We start from the raw sequence: 19,822 nt of genomic DNA on the forward strand, positions 1-19,822 counted from the left end.
TCCATCAAAATTTAAATCCGTATTTTGTCGTAGCATAAGATTAGGATTTATGTTGTTATTTTGGTTATATAAAAATATAAACAAATAATCTTATGCTATCTCTTTGTGTTAGCACGTCCTAAATACAAACATACGGCCTACCAAAATCGTCACATTTCCTCGTCATTGATTCGTAAGATGAGGAAACTATTTCAAATAATTGTGGATTTTACGAGACCCTTCGGCGGCGCCTCTGGGTGACACAAAAAGGGTTTAGAAAAATATCCCTCCCTATAGGGGTTTCCCCTTTGGGATCCCCCCCTATCATCGGAATTCTGAAAAACGAAAAAGCGGATACCTGTATTCAGATATCCGCTTTCTAAGAATAATCTATAATGGATTAACCTTTTTTAGCTTCAGCGTAACGTTTCGCTACGTCATCCCAATTTACTACGTTGAAGATTTCTTCTAAGTAGGCTGGGCGTTTATTTTGATATTTTAAGTAATAAGCATGTTCCCATACATCGATACCAAAGATTGGAGTACCTTTTACTTCAGCTACATCCATCAATGGGTTATCTTGATTAGGGGTAGAAGTTACCGCCAGTTTACCGTCTTGACCAACGATTAACCAAGACCATCCTGAACCAAATCTACCAGCACCTGCTTCTTGCAATTTCTTTTTCAATTCTGCGAATGAACCGAAAGCAGCATTAATATCATTTGCTAAATCTCCTGTAGGCTCACCACCTGCATTGGGGCCTAAAACCTTCCAGAAAAGATCATGGTTCCATACACCGCCTGCATTGTTTCTCACTGCTGCTGGATACTTGCTCACGTTCTTCAGGATTTCTTCCAAAGAAAGGTTCTCTGCATCTGTACCGGCAATAGCTTTATTCAAGTTGTCTACATATGCTTGGTGGTGACGATCATGGTGAATGATCATGGTTTCTTTATCGATAGATGGTTCTAATGCGTCTGCTGGGTAAGGTAACGCCTCTAATTCAAATGCCATAATGTTTATATTTTATTTATTAATTATCAATACACGAATATAACAATTTAAGCCCGTTTTTGTTTCGTTAAGGCGCTAATTTGTGGATAACTCAACGTTTATTACGAAAAAAAGACATCATGAGTTCAGCGCATTCAGTTTCCAGAACGCCAGATTGGATGATGGTTTTAGGATGGATGATTTTTTCATGGATACTGGAATAACCTCTTTTCTCATCTCGTGCCCCGTAGACGATCTTGCTGATCTGGGTCCAGTAACTCGCTCCGGCACACATCACGCAGGGCTCCACCGTCACATACAAGGTGCAATCCTTGAGATACTTGCCTCCCAGATAATTTGCCGCTGCCGTAAAGGCTTGCATTTCGGCGTGGGCCGTCACATCATTCAACCTTTCCGTCATGTTATAGCCCTTGCCAATGATCTTTCCATTCGAGACAATGATGGCACCAATTGGTATTTCATCTTCCTCATAGGCTTTCTTGGCAAGTTTTAAGGCCTCCTGCATATACTGCTCATCCAGGTTGGGAATACCTGCTTGGGGATTTTCTTCAAAATTATATACCTTCATTACTTCAATTTAGCACCATTGGGAACCTTGCGTTCCACGCTGGTCAAAATAATATCGCCATTCTCATCCTCGAAACCTGTCACCAAGCATTCGGACATAAAATTGGCGATCTGCTTTTTGGGAAAGTTCAGCACTGCCACCACCTGCTTCCCAATCAGTTCTTCTTTGGAATAATGGGCCGTTATCTGGGCCGAGGATTTACGTGTACCGATCTCCTCACCAAAATCGACCAGTAATTGATAGGCCGGTCTTCTCGCCTTAGGGAAATCGGAGACTTCCAAAATAGTCCCTACCCGCAGGTCAACTTGTTCAAACTCTTCCCAACTGATCAACTTCTCCATAGCCAAATCCTTATAATCGGTTGGACTCTAGATCAGTTAATTCTTTGGATAGCGTAAATACGACATAATCCACGTTACGGTTCAACCTTTTGGCAAGGCGTTTCAAAAGTTCTTCCTCTTGACCTGGGCTGAACTGCAAGTCTTCCTCAGAAAGAGTGTTATATTTTCTTTTCAGTTTGAGTTTTAAAATAGGCCATTCATCGGCACTGATCTTGAAATTATACATATTAATATGCGCTTATTGAATAAAAACTACTAATTTAGTGTTTGGAATTAGTAAATATATAAATTTTTGATATGAAAAAAATCTTACTTGGATTAGCTGCCTTATTCTTTTGCGTTCAGGCAACGCAAGCACAATTATTACCGAGCTTAAAGTTGGGTATTAAGGGCGCAGTAAACTTTTCGAGCTTAAAATCGGATGGTTCATGGTTGAATTCAGATACAAAAGCTGGATTCCAAGCAGGTATTTGGGGACGTGTAGGTGTTGCGGGTTTCCACGTTCAGCCAGAATTGTACTATGCACAGAAAAAAGCAGGATATGAAACTGAAGATGGAACGAACAGTGAAGCAACCTTTAAGAGTGTTGATTTACCAGTCCTTTTAGGAACTAGAATTGGCTTAGGTCCAATTGGCGTACGTATCCAAGCAGGTCCTGTATTTTCATTCGCACATGATGGAGATATCAAATCGGTAGCCAATACAGATGCATACAAAAAATCATCTACCGGCATCATCGGCGGCGTTGGAGCTGACATCAGCAAATTCACTGTTGACTTGAGATATGAGCATGGATTAAGTAATATCAGTAAGGATAATGCACACAAGCAAAAGATCAGCATGTGGTCAATTGGAGTTGGCTACTCGTTCTTGTAAGAGCTTAAGGATAAAAAGTTTTTGGCCTGATTTGATAAAAATCAGGCCTTATTTTTTTGGTAAAATTAGAACCATTCTAAATTAGGCCTTTTTTATACATAAATCTCATTTATATGTCATCAAATAGATAGATTTGCGTACTTAAATTAAATTCATAGTAATAATGAGTAAATCAAAGCCAGTATTAACATCTTCACTAGGGAAGAAACTAATCATGAGCTTGACGGGATTGTTCTTATGTACTTTCTTGATAGTTCACTTGATTGGTAACTTACAACTATTTAAAGATGATGCGGGGTATGCGTTTAACAATTACGCTTATTTCATGACCCATTTTACCCCGATTAAAGTAGTTTCTTACCTACTTTATCTTTCTATCATTGTTCACGCGGTTTATGCTCTTATCCTAACTATTAAGAACAAAGCAGCACGTCCTATTGGTTACAACCAGTATGATGGAAACGCAAACAGCGCTTGGAATTCTCGTAACATGGGAATCTTAGGTACTGTTTTATTAATTTTCATTGTTACACACATGCAAAACTTCTGGTTTCAGTACAAATTTGGCACTACGCCTTATGTAGAGTACCGTACTGAATTGTCCACGGGCAACCAAGAGGTTTTACAGCTAGACGATATTCCTTCAGATTACAACGGATATGTACAATATCAGGATGCTGGATTTGAAGTAGTAAAATCTAAGGACTTATACAGACAAGTGGCGGTAACTTTCCAAAACCCATTATTGGTTGGATTGTACGTAATCGCAATGGCAGCATTGGCTTTCCACTTGATCCATGGTTTCCAATCTGCATTCCAAACGATTGGTTTCAACCACAGACGTTACAAAGGCATTATCAGAACCATCGGAATTTGGGTATTTGGAATTATCATTCCGATCCTATTTGCGTCGATGCCATTGTATTTTTATTTTGTTAAATAGGTTATTTACAGATTAAGCAATAGCAAGATCTTATAAATAAATAAAGGATATGTTAGATTCAAGAGTACCTTCAGGCCCTTTGGCCGAAAAATGGTCAAAACATAAATTTGAGATGAAGCTGGTCAACCCAGCCAACAAGCGTAAGTTTACCATTATCGTTGTTGGTACAGGTTTGGCAGGAGCATCTGCTGCCGCTGCATTAGCAGAGTTAGGCTACAACGTTAAAACATTCTGTTATCAGGATTCACCTAGACGTGCACACTCAATTGCTGCACAAGGTGGTATTAACGCTGCAAAAAACTATCAAAATGACGGTGACTCAGTTTACCGTCTATTCTACGATACAGTAAAAGGTGGTGACTACCGTGCTCGTGAGGCAAACGTTTACCGTTTGGCGGAAGTATCGGTAAATATCATTGACCAATGTGTTGCTCAAGGTGTTCCTTTCGCACGTGAATATGGTGGTCTATTAGACAACCGTTCATTTGGTGGTGCACAGGTATCACGTACGTTCTACGCTCGTGGTCAAACTGGACAACAATTATTGTTAGGTGCTTATTCAGCGCTTAACCGCCAGATCGAAGCTGGTAAAGTAAAATCCTATACTCGTCATGAGATGCTAGATTTAGTGAAAATCGACGGCGAAGCTAGAGGTATCATTACTCGTGACCTGATTACAGGTGAGATCGAAGCTCACGAAGGTCATGCGGTATTATTATGTACTGGTGGATACGGAAACGTGTTTTTCCTTTCTACAAATGCAATGGGCTGTAACGTAACGGCAGCATGGAGAGCGCACAAACGTGGTGCTTTCTTTGCCAACCCTTGTTATACTCAGATCCACCCTACTTGTATCCCAGTAACAGGTGACCACCAATCCAAATTGACTTTGATGTCAGAGTCATTGCGTAATGATGGTCGTGTATGGGTTCCTAAGACAGTTGAATTGGCAGAGAAACTTCGCAAAGGAGAATTGAAGCCTAAAGATATCAAAGAAGACGATCGCGATTACTTCTTGGAAAGAAAATACCCTTCATTCGGTAACTTGGTACCTCGTGACGTGGCTTCACGTAACGCGAAGGAAATGGTTGACGAAGGACGTGGTGTTGGTAAAACCGGAGTAGCGGTATTCTTGGACTTCGCAGAAGCCATCCAACGTCTAGGAAAAGATGTAGTAGAAGCTAAGTATGGTAACTTATTCGACATGTATTACCAAATTACTGACGAAAATCCATACGAGCAACCAATGCGTATCTACCCTGCGGTTCACTATACCATGGGTGGTGTATGGGTTGACTACAACTTGATGACTACAGTACCAGGTTTATACTGTTTAGGAGAGGCTAACTTCTCTGACCACGGTGCTAACCGTCTTGGTGCTTCGGCATTGATGCAAGGTCTTTCTGATGGTTACTTCGTGATCCCTTACACTGTAGGTGATTACCTAGCGAAAATCGGAAACTTCAAACCAGTTGACAAAAACAATCCAGCATTCGAGCAAACTCGTAAAGAGGTTGAAGAAAGAATCAACAAATTATTAGCCCTTAAGGGTAGCAAAACAGTTGATGATATCCACAAAAAATTAGGCCACATCATGTGGGAATACTGTGGAATGGCTCGTACTGCAGAAGGATTGCAAAAAGCAAAAGGCTTGATCCAAGATCTACGTAAAGAATTCTGGTCTGATGCTAAGGTATTAGGAGAAAACGAAGAGTTGAACATGTCCCTAGAAAAAGCTGGTCGTGTTGCAGACTTTTTGGAATTAGGAGAATTAATGGTTGACGATGCTTTGAACAGAAATGAGTCTTGTGGTGGTCACTTTAGAGTGGAATCACAAACTGAAGAAGGAGAAGCAAAACGTAATGATGACGAATACGCGTATGTTGCAGCTTGGCAATACAATGGTGATAACCAACCAGAGATCTTGCACAAGGAGGAATTGGTATTCGAAAACGTTAAGTTAACACAAAGAAGTTATAAATAAGCCAAAGGGCTTCCTGTGAAGCCTTTTGCTACTCAAAAATATTATCATGAGTGCACATATGAATTTAACGCTAAAAGTTTGGCGTCAAAAAAACTCAAATGACAAAGGACAATTCGTGACTATCCAAGCCAAAGACATCGCTGATGACATGTCTTTCCTAGAAATGCTGGATGTAGTAAACGAAGACCTAACTCGTCAAGGAGAAGATCCTATTTATTTCGACCATGACTGTCGTGAAGGTATCTGTGGAATGTGCTCCCTAGTTATCAACGGACGTCCACATGGACCAAAATACGGTATTACGACTTGTCAATTGCACATGCGTTCTTTCCACGATGGACAAACGATCGTAATCGAACCATGGAGAGCAGCTGCATTCCCTGTATTGAAAGATTTAGCTGTTGATAGAACATCATTTGACAGGATCCAACAAGCAGGTGGATATATCAACATCAACACTGGTGGTCCCCAAGATGCCAACAATATCTTAATCCCTAAGCGTATCGCTGATGAGGCTTTTGAATCGGCAACTTGTATCGGATGTGGAGCTTGTGTTGCAGCATGTAAAAATGCTTCCGCTATGCTATTCGTATCGGCCAAGATTTCACAATTCGCATTATTGCCGCAAGGACAAACTGAACGTTATGAACGTGCGCAGGCAATGGTTGACCAAATGGATGCTGAAGGCTTCGGTAACTGTACAAATACAGGTGCTTGTGAAGCGGAATGTCCAAAAGGCATTAAATTAACAAACATCGCAAGAATGAACCGTGAATATTTTACGGCGAAATTCTTCCGTCAAGAAGACGTTCACCAACACTAAGGTTGAATTTCTCTATAAAACTCCTCGCAAAATTATTTGCGAGGAGTTTTTTATTTATATTTACCCATTGTAACAATAGATAAATGGGTAACAAAATAAGAATCCTCTTACTAATCCTGACTGTATCCTTCCTCGCTACCGCCATCATGATCAACAAAATGGTAACCAAGGAAGATATGTTGGAATTGGACACCAGAACTCTTTCAAATAGCATCCATAAATACGAGGATATTGTAGACGAATTGTGGGCAGATTCTAACCTCATGAAGGCCTTTGTCAACGTTGAGGTCTACCCTACCCAAGTCCTAGATGTCACCAAGAAATATGGCGACAAATACAAGATTTTCTTTTATATCTATAAGGATCATAAACCCATCTTTTGGAGCAATAATATTTATGTCCCGCTAACTGACGGTGGAATTCAATCGGATGTGGTGTTTATACAGGAGGACAACCGATCCTTTATCCTCAAACGGAAAACCCTTACCGCCAATACCTCCGTACTAGCCTTAATACCTGTAAAGACCAATTTCTCGATCAACAATGAATATCTTGTCAACCATTTCTTCAATGAGCTGATTGCGACCAACAACCTGACCATTGCCGATTATACGGATACCGAGAATATTAAAAATATCTATAGCAAGACCGGAGCTTACTTATTCTCCGTCAAGCTGAACCAAGGGAAACATGACAATATATTTATGGATATCCAATTTATGTGTTGGGTATTCGCTTCGATCTGTTTCTTGATCCTGGTCAACAATATCTGTTTGATGATTGCGAAGAATGGGCGACCTTGGTTCTCGCTTGCTTTCTTTACATTCACCTTGATCCTGACCCGTTATGTGGATCTGAATACAAACTGGTTGGCATCCTCCTCCAGTATTGGGCTCTTTGACCCGAAATATTATGCCTACAGTCCGCTCCTTCCAAACCTCTGGGGTTTCTTTATGACCACCTTATTGGTCGGATGGCTGGTGTTCTATTTCAGGGCCATTCAACCCTACCTAAGGATTCCATTGAAAAAGCTTACAGGGAATATCGCAACGATTGCAGCCTTGCTTTCCATTTTGGCAATCTACCTTATCAGTAATTTGCTGTTTTTCCACTTGTCTACCCTGATCACAAACAGTACAGCGGTAACTTTGGATCTGACCAACTTACTTTCCTTTAACTCCTATAGCTGGTTGAACATCTTGATCATGTGTATCAACATGGTCATCCTACTCTATTTCATCGATACGGTTGTCAATATCCTCAAGTCCATCCTGCCGAATACAACATCCTTTTTGAACATTCAGTTGATCGCCTTGGTTTCGGCGATTATCCTGAATGCCATTTTGGTAGGCGACAATACTTTCTTTAATATTTTCTTGGCTGGAATCATCATGCTTAGGGCTTATAGTAAATTGAAAGTAAACCTGGCTATGTCCACCTTTATCCTTACCCTGGTTTTCCTGGCATTTATGACGACTTCAGTCTATACCAGAAGCTTGGAGTCGAAGGTAGAACGGGAGATGAAGGTGACGGTAAATCAGTTGGAGGCTGAAGATGACCTCAATGCCACTGCCCTATTTGTTGATCTAGAAAAGAAAATAACAGCAGATGAGGGTTTGAGGCAATCCTTTGCAATCAGCCTTCCGAATACGCAAATTGATATTATCAATGATTATATCAAGAATACCTATTTCAGTGGATACCTTTCCAAGTTTGAGTTCAATGGCTATTATTACTACAACGACCTTGCTCTTGGCAACTACGAGAATAACAAAATTGATGAATACAGGGAGAAGGTAATCAACAAATCCACCAAAGTACAACAGACTGAGCATTTCTATCGGGTCCGCAGTGATTTGGGTACCCACGAGTATTTCTTGCAATTTGACATTCCGGTCGATACCACCGAAGATCGCGTTGTCCAAGTTTTCATCAACCTAAAGAACCGGGCTTATGGCACTAGCATGCCTTATCCAGAAATCCTCTCTGACAGCAAAGTTGAATTTATCCGAAACTACCAAAGTAATGCGACCTCCTTCGCCCTATACCGCGATGGTTCCTTAGTGACCCAAAATGGCTCGTTTACTTATCCGAACAAGGACGATGCTTTTGGTGGCAAGGTGCAACAATATATTACCCGGGACGATTATAACGGCTATTTCAATCTGGTCTATAAACCGGATCCAAACACTACCCTCGTTGTAAGCACACCGCAGCTGAGCTTGTGGCAGTCTGTCGCCGTATTCTCATTCCTATTCTTGTGCCTATATATCTACTTCTTGATATTCGATGGTATCAAATATTTCTTTAGTACCATTACGCAGAAATCATTCAATTTCAGGAGTATCAAATACCACTTCAAAATTCTCATAAACCGAATCCAATATAGTACACGGATCCAGACCATGATTATCGGGGTCGTGATTTTCGCGATTGTGATCTCTGGTTTTATTTCATTTATCAGTATCTCGGGGCAGTTGGAAAAATCCAAGGTCCAACAACGCTTAGGATACATTATGGATGTGGTGAAAAAGATCGAAAACAAGATCCAATCTTCAGATAACCTTTCAGAGTCCGAAATCCAAGAATTTGTAAAGAATTTCTCTGAAACATCGGTTACTGACATCAACTTGTACAATAAAAACGGAAAGCTGATCTTCACCTCGCAACCAAAGATCTATGATATGGGGCTGGTTTCGAGATTTATCAATCCGATTGCATTCAACAACCTGAACGTACTTAAGAAAACAGATTCCTTTATCAAGGAAAACGTTGTAACCTTTGAATATAATTCAAGTTATGCCACGATCAAAAACAACGAATACAATAATATCCTATTCTTAAATATTCCATACTTCACCTCTATGGAGGAGGAAAATGAGAGCCAAAACCTATTATTGAATACCTTATTGAATATCTATACCATTATTATCCTTGGTTTAGGGTTCTTAACGGTCATGGTTGCCAACTCCATCACCAAACCTTTGAGCCTGATCGGGAAAAAACTTTCGCAGACGATATTCAGCAATAAACCGAATGAACCTTTGTATTGGGAGCGTGATGATGAAATCGGTGCTCTGGTCAAGGAATATAATTTCATGATCGTCAAATTAGAAGAAAACGCCAAACAGCTCATGAATGCCGAACGGGAATACGCATGGCGCGAGATGGCTAAACAGATTGCACATGAGATCAAAAATCCGTTGACACCAATGAAATTGGGCATACAGCAATTGACCCGTAGTTATACCGAGGATGACCCTAGGTTTGAAGAGCGATTCTTTAAGATCTCCAATTCCTTTATTGAACAGATCAACAGCCTAAGCAAGATTGCGACGGAGTTTTCAAACTTTGCCAGATTGCCGGACACCAACCTAGCAAAGATAAACTTGATCGAAAAGATCAATAAATCAGCCAACGTCTATCACAACAATCATAACACCTACATTAAGATCATCAATAATACCGATGACGAAAATGTATATGTTTTGGGTGACAGGGACCAATTGATGCGGACATTCAATAACCTGATCAAAAACTCCATCGAAGCTTCTATTGGAAGAAAGAAACATTTGATCAGTATTTTGATTGAACATTTTGACCATAAAAAAGTGAAGATCATCGTTAAAGACAATGGTATGGGTATACCGGCTGATGTAATACCAAAGATCTTCCAACCCAACTTCACCACAAAGAGTTCTGGAACTGGTCTTGGATTGGCCTTTGTCAAGAAAACAGTAGAGTCTATGCATGGGGATATCTCTTTCGTTACTTTTGAGGGCATAGGAACGACTTTCACCATTATCTTGCCGCTGTATGCGGAGGAAGCTAAATAAGCGCTTAAAACTCATTAAACTGGTGGTATTGTGTGTTCTGAGATTGGCTCCAAGAAGTTTACACATTTTGTGTCACGCTGAGGGCTGCACCGTAGGGTCTCAGATAATCCACAACCATTTGAAATGGTTTCCTCATCTTACGAATTAATGACGGAGAAATGCAACGATTTTGGTAGGGGCGTATCGCATACGCCCGCCACATATTTTCCATGAATAATATCAGCCCAAAGACTGAATAAACACCGTTAATTCCTGTAAAATTTAATAAGAAATAGTTTCCTCATCTTCCGATTTCGGAATGACCACATCCCCTAAAAAAACAAAAAAATAGATTCTTCACTGCGCTCTGAATCCCTCTCAGGAATATCCAATTCTGAACGAATAGTGAAGAATCTGTACGATTCTCCACCTCATGACCTTGTCCATTCTCAATCGAAGATTGAGGAACTCTTCGTCAATGTAAATTATTGTAGATTGAAGAACCGTGCGCCAATGTAATGTGTTTTCAAATGGATTTTGCATGGTTCCGAGATTCTTCGTTCCTCAGAATGACCCCGAAAAGGGATTAAAAATGGAAAAAATATTTCACCCACACTGTGGGTTATCCGATTAACGATCAGAATCTCTACAAAGATTCCACCCCTTCCAGGGGTTCCCAATTTATACAAACATACATCCTTCCGAAGGAAGCACTTTAGCCACCGGCTCATTTCCTTGGCGGAAAAATGGATAGAATGCCGTCGACTTGTGCGATGGGATTGGCCTTGGAATGCTTTCAAAAGATCATCCCATCAAAAGGGATGATCTTCTGAAAGATATTCCCGACAACAAGGCATTCTATCCACGTGCGCTGGATTGTGCGAAAAGCCACCTTAAATGGGCCGAAGGTTTACGGATTCGAGTTGTTTTTGGTATCCGTGAGCTCCTTCGTCGGTTTAGGTTACTTTTGGGCTCCAAAAGTAACAATGAGATCGGCAATCCTTAAATGGGCCGAAGGGTTACGGATTCGAGTTGTTTTTGGTATCCGTGAGCTCCTACGTCGTTTTGGTTACTTTTGGGCTTCAAAAGTAACGAAGAATCTAAATTTCTTTTCCTAATTTAATGACATTGCCCCTTCGGGGAACCCTCAGTGTGACAGCGGAAAAGAAACCAATACAATCATTAAACCTTACGATTCACCAAGCCGCTCCATTGGCACTTATCCACAAAAAACAAGCAAGGAGCTGAAAATTCAGCTCCTTGCTTGTTTTTATATAATAACCTTTTTTTATTTCAATACAACTGAGGAACGACCCATAATGGCATCATCCGCATAAAGCAATACGGTGTATGCTCCTTTTTGGAATTTGTGATTAGGATCGGACCACATAAATTGGTACTCTTGACCGTTATTATTGAATTCTATATTTTCTTTGAAGGTATATTGCAATTTCTCGCCATGAACCAAGAACAAATCTTCAGAATCTGCAATCAGATTACCTTTAGGATTTATAATCCGCACATAAACTTCTTTTTTACCCATTGCAGCCAAAGGATTGTCCGCTACAGTGAAGTTTATCTGAAGTTTATCGATTCGCTTAGCTTTGTTTTCATTTTCCAAAGAACCGTTTCTCTTCTCTTCGATACCAATGATATGCACATTGGATACTTTGATTGAGGAAGCCTTGGCAATCTTGTCGGTGAGCTCATTCTTCTCCGTTACAAGCGCTGCGGTCTTCTGCTCGGAATCTTTTACCTGTTTATTGAGTTCTGAATTGGTTTCTGCCAGCAATTGATTTTTGATCTTCAATGCCGTAACATCATCCTTCATTTTTGAAACCTGATCTTTCAACAAAGAAACATCAGCTTTGGCAGCCTCAATCTGAGGGCCGGTGATTTCATTGTTTTCGAGTCCTTTTCGTAAATCTTCAATCTTCTGCCTTGCGGACTGTTCTGCGGCCACCAATGCAGCAGTGCTGGTGATACCTTCAGATTTGATATTATCAAGTTCGGCTTCAATACGATCAATTTCAATCTGTAAATTCTCCTTCTGTAGGGTCACTGTATATAGTTTTTCACCAGAAGACTTATATTTTACATAGAAATAAATATTGGTAGCCAAAAGGGCTGCAATTGCAATCACGAAAAAGTAGATCTTAGAATTGTCCCTTTTTACGACAGGGGCGACTTGCACTTCTTTAGTATCTATCTTGTTTACGTCTGTTTTCATTTTCCATTATCTCCATTGAATTGTAAAGTGGGCAGACACTAAACAATTACAAAATGAATATTTAATATTTATTTAACTTTCGGAAGCAAATATTGTTCCAACTTGCTGTTATTCAAAATAATTTAGGATATCAAAGCCACCTTTTTTAAGATATTCCTCTCTTTGCATAAGTTTTAGGTCAGAGAGGACCATTTCATTCACCAACATTTCAAGGTCATATTTGGGTTTCCAACCTAATTTATTGTTGGCTTTACTCGGATCACCGATCAACAGATCCACTTCCGTAGGTCGGTAATATGCAGGGTCTACTTTTACAATCGTTTGACCAAGCTTAATTTTCTCAGGGTCAAGGCCCAACTCTTTCAATTTATCGTTATCACGATCAATGATTACACCTTTCTCAGCTTCAGCTTTACCAGAGAATTCGATTTCAATGCCCAATTCAGCAAAAGCCATTCTTACAAATTCACGAACCGTCGTGGTCACTCCAGTAGCAATAACAAAGTCTTCGGCTTTATCTTGTTGCAGAATCAACCACATCGCTTCCACGTAATCCTTAGCATGTCCCCAGTCACGTTGTGCAGAAAGATTGCCTAAGTAAAGCTTATCTTGCAGGCCTAAGGCGATTTTCGCAGCGGCACGGGTAATCTTCCTTGTCACAAAAGTTTCTCCCCTAACAGGGCTTTCATGGTTAAATAGGATACCATTACAAGCATACATATTATAGGCTTCACGGTAGTTCACTGTGATCCAATAACCATATAATTTAGCCACGGCATAAGGGCTCCTAGGGTAGAATGGTGTTGTTTCACTTTGAGGAACCGCTTGGACAAGTCCATAAAGCTCAGAGGTCGAGGCTTGATAGATACGGGTTTGCTCGGTCAATCCAAGTAAGCGGACAGCCTCTAGGATCCTTAAGGTTCCAAGACCATCAGCATTGGCGGTATATTCAGGGGTGTCAAAACTTACCTTGACATGTGACTGCGCGGCAAGATTATATATTTCGGTGGGTTTGGTTTCTTGGATAATGCGGATCAAGTTGGTCGAATCCGTCAGGTCACCATAATGCAGGACGAAATTACGCCCTAATTGGTGTGGGTCTTGGTACAAATGGTCGATACGGTCGGTATTAAACAAAGAACTTCTTCTTTTCAATCCATGCACGACATAGCCTTTTTTTAATAAAAACTCTGCTAAATATGCTCCGTCTTGGCCGGTAATGCCGGTAATGAGAGCAACTTTATTCCTTTCTTGACTCATTCTGATTGTTATAACTTGACAAATATAGAGATTTCAAACAAACGATTGAGAAAAACCTTACCGAAACCTGATAAAATGAGTTGACAAAAAAATAGCCGTAGATTTCTCTACGGCTAACATTCAAAAAATTCTTTTTGTGGAATTATTCTCCGGCTCTACTAAATTTAAGAACCAAGTTTCCAGTATTACCGTCATTCAAGGCTACTGGTAAACGCATTTCCAACGAGTTTTCGTCAGCATAGGACAAATCTAAACGGTAACCGCTCGTTACGTTAGAAGCTTTGTCGCCAGCATAGATTTTCTTGAATTGGAATGCAGGTTGACCACCGGTTTTACCTGGATTGAAGATAGACCAAACAATGGTACGTACGGTTCCACTAGCACATAGATTTCCTTCCGCATTGAAAGTGATGCTACCCCTTTGGTTTCCACCAGGAAGATTCCATTGTGAACCAATGAAACAATCCACTGGTGCTTCATCAAACATATTTTTCACGGTATAGCTGCTTGGGATGTTTTCACGGGTCACAGAATTCAAGGTCCATGTACCTTTCACACCAGAACGCCATTGTGATGCCGATGGACCTGTCGCAGAAACTGTTCCTGATTCAGTACCACCTGTAGCGCCTTTTCTAGGTGCTCCACAACTACCTAAAACCAACAATGCTGTCAGTAAAGATAAAAACGAAATAATACGTTTATGCATATTACAAATTTTAAAATAGTATTATAAATGTATATTAGTAAACAAAAAACTCAATTTTCATTGATGAACAACACTTCCAAAAATCATACCATAAGCAAAATCGTAGCCAAGGCCATCCTTCGTTTGTTGATGATTGTTTTAATTGTAGGAATTGTATTCGCTTTTAGCAAAGATGCTAAAATACTGGATAATATTTCTTTAAATTTCCCAAACAAATGGGCTATATTTGCCCCCATTTCCTTATTCATCATCTTTATCATTTTGATGTTCATGATGTTAAAGGAAAAATACAAACGGATTGATTTGAATTGGTTATTCAGCTTATGCGGAGGATTTTTGCTGATTTATCTGATTTTATTCTATTCCCGCATTTACCCGATGCTATAATTTACAGCAAAAATTAAATGGAAAAATCAAAGATTTGGGAAATCGCAAAAAATATTCTTAAGGTACTGATTACCGCTGCTGCGCTGTATTGGGTTTCCACAAAAATATCATTCAAGGACCTTACTGAGGTGTTAAAAGACAGTAATCCGCTGTATCTATTCTTTGCCTTGTTGGCTTATATATGCTCCATTTTAGTAGCATCCTCACGGTTAAACTCATTCTTTAAGGCGATAGGACTCAAATTGACCGAGCGCTATAATTTTAGACTCTATCAATTGGGCCTGCTCTATAATTTCTTTCTACCAGGAGGAATTGGAGGGGATGGCTATAAGATCTTTTTCCTAAAGAAGAATTTCCAGATTTCACGTCGTCAGGTTTTGGGGGCTGTGTTTTTTGATAGGCTTTCGGGACTTTGGGCATTAAGTATCATTACGGGAGCATTGATCATCTTTATGCCTAGATTTGCAATTCCTAATGCGGTGACCATAGCGGCCCTTGTGGTAGGAACGATCAGTTACCTCTATGTACTTCGCCTGTTCTTTAAGCAATTCCTTAAGAATTTTATCACGACCCACTTTAAGGCCTTATGTGTTCAAGGGTTTCAAACCTTGACCGCAACCTTTATATTACTGGCCATGAATTTTGACGGCAAGTTCTCGCCCTACCTTCTGATCTTTATGGTCTCGCAATTGGTAGCTATTGTACCTTCCATTGGAGGAGCGATCGGACTGCGTGAATCTGTCATATTCAGTTTGGCCACCTATCTTAGATTAGACCCACATATCGCTGTAACCATCAGTTTGATATTCTATATCATATCGCTTTTGGTTGCTTCCAGTGGTATTTATTATATTTTTAGACCGCAGCGATTAGGTGCAGATAAGCTACCTTCTGCGAAAGAAGTAGAGGAAGAAATAGAAAAAGAAGAGGAATAATGGCAAATATCATCATTACAGGGGCTAGTAGCGGCATAGGATTTGAAGCCGTGCTAGATTTAACCGCCAATAAAGAGAATAAGGTGATCGCGCTCGCGAGATCAGCAGATAAGCTAAGGAAATTACACGAAATAGCATCCTCATTGAACCATGATGGCGGCACACTCTACCCAGCACAATTTGATATTGTGTTTGATAATTATCCTGAATCTTTGGTTCCCTTTATCCAATCCAAATTTGATAAAGTGGATATCCTGATCAATAATGCAGGTGCTTTGATTAATAAACCCTTTATGGAAACCAGCATGGAGGATGTAGCCCAGATGTTTCAATCCAATCTGCTCGGCCATATCCAGATGATCCAAAACATTGTTCCGATGATGAAGGATGCTGGGCATATCGTCAATATCAGTAGTATGGGTGGATTTCAAGGTTCCGCAAAGTTCCCTGGATTATCAGCCTATTCAGCAAGTAAAGGTGCTTTGGGCATTTTAACGGAATGCTTAGCTGAGGAGTTGAAAGACAAAAACATCAAGGTGAATTGCCTGGCTTTGGGTTCATCCCAGACAGAAATGTTTGAAGCAGCATTCCCCGGAGTTGAGGCAGGAACATTAGCTTTTGAAATGGGAAGATATGTTGCTGAGTTTGCTTTGAACGGACATAAATATTATAATGGAAAAATTCTTCCTGTTGCAAATACGACACCTTAAATAAAAAAATAAAAAAAGTTAAAACGGCTATCATAAATCATGATTGCCGTTTTTTATTGTTTAAACATCGAATTGCTAAAATTAACCCCACACTAATAAAAGCGCTAATATTAAAAAAATTGACATTCAGTTATTTGATTATTAAATTTTTCTATATTTAATTTAATTAACAAAGCCTAAAGGAGTTAGAACAGCTCCTCTAGTGCACACTAACCACTAACTGAAACTTAATTTATGAAAAGAAAACTACTATTTTTCTTATCGATGTTTCTGATGCATTTAATTGCATTTGGACAGGATCAAACCATTACAGGAACGGTGACCGATGCTGTAACCAATGATCCGATCTCTGGGGTTACCGTTCGTGCCATTGGGAGCAATTCAGCTGCCCAGACGGACGCTCAGGGCCGCTATGAAATCGGGGTAAGTGCTTCGATCAAAGCCTTACACTACAGCTTCGTGGGCTTTAGTTCCCAACAGGTAAACATCGACAACCGTAGCCGTATTGATGTTCAATTGACGCCTGCAGCTGCAGACCTCGAAGAGGTTGTGGTGGTAGGTTATGGTACTCAGGTCAAAAAGGACATGACCGGATCGGTAGCTAGCGTGAAAATGTCGGATTTGGAAGATGTGCCCCTTCAAACTGTTGAAAGCGCCCTACAAGGTCGTGCTCCAGGGGTATTTGTCAATTCAAGTTCTGGGAAATTAGGTCAGGCTCTGCAAATCCGTGTGCGTGGTATTTCCTCCATCTCTGCAGGTACTCAACCGCTTTATGTCATTGATGGAGTGCCTATCATTTCATCGGCGATGGGTACTTATGATGAACCGGACAATCCATTGGCGGCAATCAGTCCTGATGACATTGAATCCCTAGATGTACTGAAAGATGCAGCTGCTACAGCCATATACGGTGCTAGAGGATCGAACGGTGTAGTCATCATCACGACCAAAAAAGGTAAGGCTGGAAGGACAAAATTCGAGTTAGGCTACTTTGGTGGATTCAGTGATGCAACCAAAAAAGGTGAATTCCTAAATGCTACACAGTATAAAGAATTATTAGGTACAGCTTTGAACAATGCTGGATACATCGGGGCCGGTGATGACCAATACCCTACTCTAGCCGCATTTTGGGAAGATTGGACCGGATCTGACGATTGGGACAAAAACTACAATAGCAATTGGGTTGATGAAGGTTTAAGAAGAGGTGGAGTGCAGCAATATAGCCTGAATGTATCTGGTGGTGATGAAAAGACAAGGTTCATCGCCTCGGGAAGCTACAATGACAACAAAGGTATTATTGTCGGCAACCGTTTTGTAAGGACTTCTGGCCGCTTAGGTTTGGATCACTCTGCTAATTCTTGGTTGGATGTTGGTGGTACGATCAACATCAATAAAATCGACAACTATCGCGTTAGTAGTGATAATGCATTTTCTAACCCCTTACAGTTGAATGCCCTTCCTCCTATCCAAGCGATCAGAGATGAAAATGGGGTTTTGAACAATTACACTGTTTATTATAACAACTTGATTGACCTTGAAAACGGCAAGAACCTATCTAACACCTACCGCACATTCGCAACGGCCTATGCTAGCGCTAAGATCACGCCTAACCTTATCTTCCGTTCGGAATATGGTATGGACTTCCAAAACCTGGAAGAGGAAATCTTCTTAGGCTCCAGAACTCAAGATGGTGGTGATGTAGGTGGTTATGGCTGGAACTACCAAGCCCGTTCAATCAACTTCAACACCAACAACACCTTGAACTATAGCAAAACATTCAATGAAGTCCATGATTTCAGTGCAATGATAGGTATGGCTTACCAAGAAGGTCAATTTAGATACACCATGGCAGAAGGTAAAGGTTTTCCTTCTGATCAATTCACTAAGATCATCAGTGCTGCCGTAAAATCGAATGCAAGTTCATCGGAATCTAGATTCTCTTTCCTTTCTTACTTAGCTAGAGCTAACTATAAATTCAAGAATAGATATTTATTGGAAGCAACCCTGCGTATTGATGGTTCTTCTAGATTTGGTAGTGAATCTCGATACGGCTCCTTCCCTGCTGCTTCTGTGGGCTGGGTAGTATCGGAAGAGGACTTCTTGAAAGGAAATTCAACCTTATCTTTCTTAAAGCTAAGGGCCAGCTACGGCCGTACAGGTAATGCGGAGATTGACAACTTTGGACCAAGAACGCTATACACAGGTGCAAACTATGCAGGTGTACCGGGAACTATTCCATTGAGATTAGGGGATGAGAAACTGACTTGGGAAAACACTTCTTCAAGCAACTTTGGGGTTGACTTTGGTTTCTTCAACGATAGATTATCGGGAACTATTGATGCCTATTTCAAGAAAACAACCGATCTATTATTGGATGTGCCTATTGAGTCAACCAATGGATTCACTACTATCCTTCAAAACGTAGGTGATATGCAAAACCGCGGTATGGAGTTTTCATTGAATTCTAAAAACTTCGTTGGTGATTTCAAATGGAGTACTTCCTTCAATATCTCCTTCAACAAGAATAAAATCTTGAAATTAGTTAATGGTCAACCTATATACTCAGGCGGTCGATATTTGGGTAGGATTGAAGAAGGAATGCCTTATGGTTTCTTCTATGGTAAGGCCTATGCTGGTGTGGATACAGAAAATGGAGATGCACTTTATTATTTGGATGAAACGCAAACCACGACAACCAATGAGTATTCTGAGGCTGCTGACCAATGGATAGGTGATCCTAATCCTAAGTTCTTTGGTGGTTTTGGAAACAACTTCTCTTATAAGAGCTTTGACCTAGCCATCCAAACACAATTTGTTTTTGGCAATGATATCTACAATGCGGCTGGAGGTTTCCAATCGACTAACGGTGACTACTTCGATAACCAAACTTTAGATCAAATGGACTATTGGAAGAACCCTGGAGATGTAACCATGATTCCGCAACCTCGATTTGATGAAGCAAACGGAACTAGACCTTCGTCTCGCTATATCCAAGATGGTTCTTACTTCCGTGTGAAAAACTTAATCCTAGGTTATAACCTGCCTTCAAGCATAACTAACAAAGCTTATATGCAATCTGCACGAATTTATGTATCGGCAACAAACTTGTTGACTTTCACCAATTACAATGGTTATGATCCAGAGATCAACACCACATTTGCAGGTAGGTATCAGTTAGGTACTGATTTTTATACAGCACCGCAACCTAGAATTATCACATTTGGAGTTAACATTGGTTTTTAATCTTCTA

Annotated in this window: 16 protein-coding genes; 9 read left to right on the plus strand and 7 right to left on the minus strand. The window is 40.3% G+C overall.

Annotated features, from left to right (window positions below):
• Positions 1 to 379 precede the first annotated feature (379 nt).
• From ACK2WI_RS04820 to ACK2WI_RS04835, 4 genes are all read right to left on the minus strand, one after another.
• Positions 380 to 994 (minus strand): superoxide dismutase, encoded by a 615-nt coding sequence (locus ACK2WI_RS04820; RefSeq protein ID WP_093100341.1) that lies wholly within the window; start codon positions 992 to 994, stop codon positions 380 to 382.
• Positions 995 to 1,085: 91 nt separating this feature from the next.
• Positions 1,086 to 1,562: a nucleoside deaminase gene (locus ACK2WI_RS04825; RefSeq protein WP_312698399.1), complete on the minus strand. Its 477-nt coding sequence runs from the start codon at positions 1,560 to 1,562 to the stop codon at positions 1,086 to 1,088.
• A complete protein-coding gene (locus tag ACK2WI_RS04830) occupies positions 1,562 to 1,903 on the minus strand; it encodes a tRNA-binding protein (RefSeq protein ID WP_093100343.1) in 342 nt (113 codons plus the stop codon). The genes ACK2WI_RS04825 and ACK2WI_RS04830 overlap by 1 nt, the downstream gene beginning before the upstream one ends.
• A 10-nt stretch (positions 1,904 to 1,913) precedes the next feature.
• Positions 1,914 to 2,129, minus strand: a complete 216-nt coding sequence (locus ACK2WI_RS04835; RefSeq protein ID WP_093100344.1) for a hypothetical protein — start codon at positions 2,127 to 2,129, stop codon at positions 1,914 to 1,916.
• A 71-nt stretch (positions 2,130 to 2,200) separates the two neighbouring features.
• Here ACK2WI_RS04835 and ACK2WI_RS04840 point away from each other — a divergent pair, with 71 nt between their 5' ends.
• From ACK2WI_RS04840 to ACK2WI_RS04865, 6 genes are all read left to right on the plus strand, one after another.
• Positions 2,201 to 2,779: a porin family protein gene (locus tag ACK2WI_RS04840; RefSeq protein WP_093100345.1), complete on the plus strand. Its 579-nt coding sequence runs from the start codon at positions 2,201 to 2,203 to the stop codon at positions 2,777 to 2,779.
• Positions 2,780 to 2,942: 163 nt separating this feature from the next.
• A complete protein-coding gene (locus ACK2WI_RS04845; RefSeq protein ID WP_093100346.1) occupies positions 2,943 to 3,722 on the plus strand; it encodes a succinate dehydrogenase cytochrome b subunit in 780 nt (259 codons plus the stop codon).
• 49 nt (positions 3,723 to 3,771) lie between these two features.
• Positions 3,772 to 5,706, plus strand: a complete 1,935-nt coding sequence (locus ACK2WI_RS04850) for a fumarate reductase/succinate dehydrogenase flavoprotein subunit (RefSeq protein ID WP_093100347.1) — start codon at positions 3,772 to 3,774, stop codon at positions 5,704 to 5,706.
• A gap of 46 nt (positions 5,707 to 5,752) precedes the next feature.
• On the plus strand, positions 5,753 to 6,529 hold the full coding sequence (locus tag ACK2WI_RS04855) for a succinate dehydrogenase/fumarate reductase iron-sulfur subunit (RefSeq protein ID WP_175486344.1): 777 nt from the start codon (positions 5,753 to 5,755) through the stop codon (positions 6,527 to 6,529).
• 83 nt (positions 6,530 to 6,612) lie between these two features.
• A complete protein-coding gene (locus ACK2WI_RS04860; protein WP_409149959.1) occupies positions 6,613 to 10,365 on the plus strand; it encodes an ATP-binding protein in 3,753 nt (1,250 codons plus the stop codon).
• Between the two features lie 769 nt (positions 10,366 to 11,134).
• Positions 11,135 to 11,350, plus strand: coding sequence for a hypothetical protein (locus ACK2WI_RS04865; protein ID WP_409149960.1), 216 nt, complete (start codon positions 11,135 to 11,137; stop codon positions 11,348 to 11,350).
• A gap of 282 nt (positions 11,351 to 11,632) precedes the next feature.
• Here the strand turns inward: ACK2WI_RS04865 and ACK2WI_RS04870 are convergent, their stop codons facing one another.
• From ACK2WI_RS04870 to ACK2WI_RS04880, 3 genes are all read right to left on the minus strand, one after another.
• Positions 11,633 to 12,574 (minus strand): hypothetical protein, encoded by a 942-nt coding sequence (locus ACK2WI_RS04870; protein ID WP_409149961.1) that lies wholly within the window; start codon positions 12,572 to 12,574, stop codon positions 11,633 to 11,635.
• 108 nt (positions 12,575 to 12,682) lie between these two features.
• Positions 12,683 to 13,834: a GDP-mannose 4,6-dehydratase gene (gene gmd / locus ACK2WI_RS04875; protein WP_093100351.1), complete on the minus strand. Its 1,152-nt coding sequence runs from the start codon at positions 13,832 to 13,834 to the stop codon at positions 12,683 to 12,685.
• 142 nt (positions 13,835 to 13,976) lie between these two features.
• On the minus strand, positions 13,977 to 14,540 hold the full coding sequence (locus ACK2WI_RS04880; protein WP_093100352.1) for a lipocalin family protein: 564 nt from the start codon (positions 14,538 to 14,540) through the stop codon (positions 13,977 to 13,979).
• Positions 14,541 to 14,944: 404 nt separating this feature from the next.
• On the opposite strand from ACK2WI_RS04880, the gene ACK2WI_RS04885 reads away from it, so the two are divergent.
• The 3 genes from ACK2WI_RS04885 to ACK2WI_RS04895 all read left to right on the plus strand — a co-directional run bounded on the left by ACK2WI_RS04885 (position 14,945) and on the right by ACK2WI_RS04895 (position 19,815).
• Positions 14,945 to 15,862, plus strand: coding sequence for a lysylphosphatidylglycerol synthase transmembrane domain-containing protein (locus tag ACK2WI_RS04885; protein WP_093100353.1), 918 nt, complete (start codon positions 14,945 to 14,947; stop codon positions 15,860 to 15,862).
• Positions 15,862 to 16,572, plus strand: a complete 711-nt coding sequence (locus tag ACK2WI_RS04890; RefSeq protein WP_409149962.1) for an SDR family NAD(P)-dependent oxidoreductase — start codon at positions 15,862 to 15,864, stop codon at positions 16,570 to 16,572. The genes ACK2WI_RS04885 and ACK2WI_RS04890 overlap by 1 nt, the downstream gene beginning before the upstream one ends.
• Positions 16,573 to 16,806: 234 nt before the next feature.
• Positions 16,807 to 19,815: a SusC/RagA family TonB-linked outer membrane protein gene (locus tag ACK2WI_RS04895; RefSeq protein WP_409149963.1), complete on the plus strand. Its 3,009-nt coding sequence runs from the start codon at positions 16,807 to 16,809 to the stop codon at positions 19,813 to 19,815.
• Positions 19,816 to 19,822 lie beyond the last annotated feature (7 nt).

Origin of the sequence: Sphingobacterium sp. BS-2, assembly GCF_046161205.1 — a bacterium.
GTDB lineage: Bacteria > Bacteroidota > Bacteroidia > Sphingobacteriales > Sphingobacteriaceae > Sphingobacterium > Sphingobacterium mizutaii.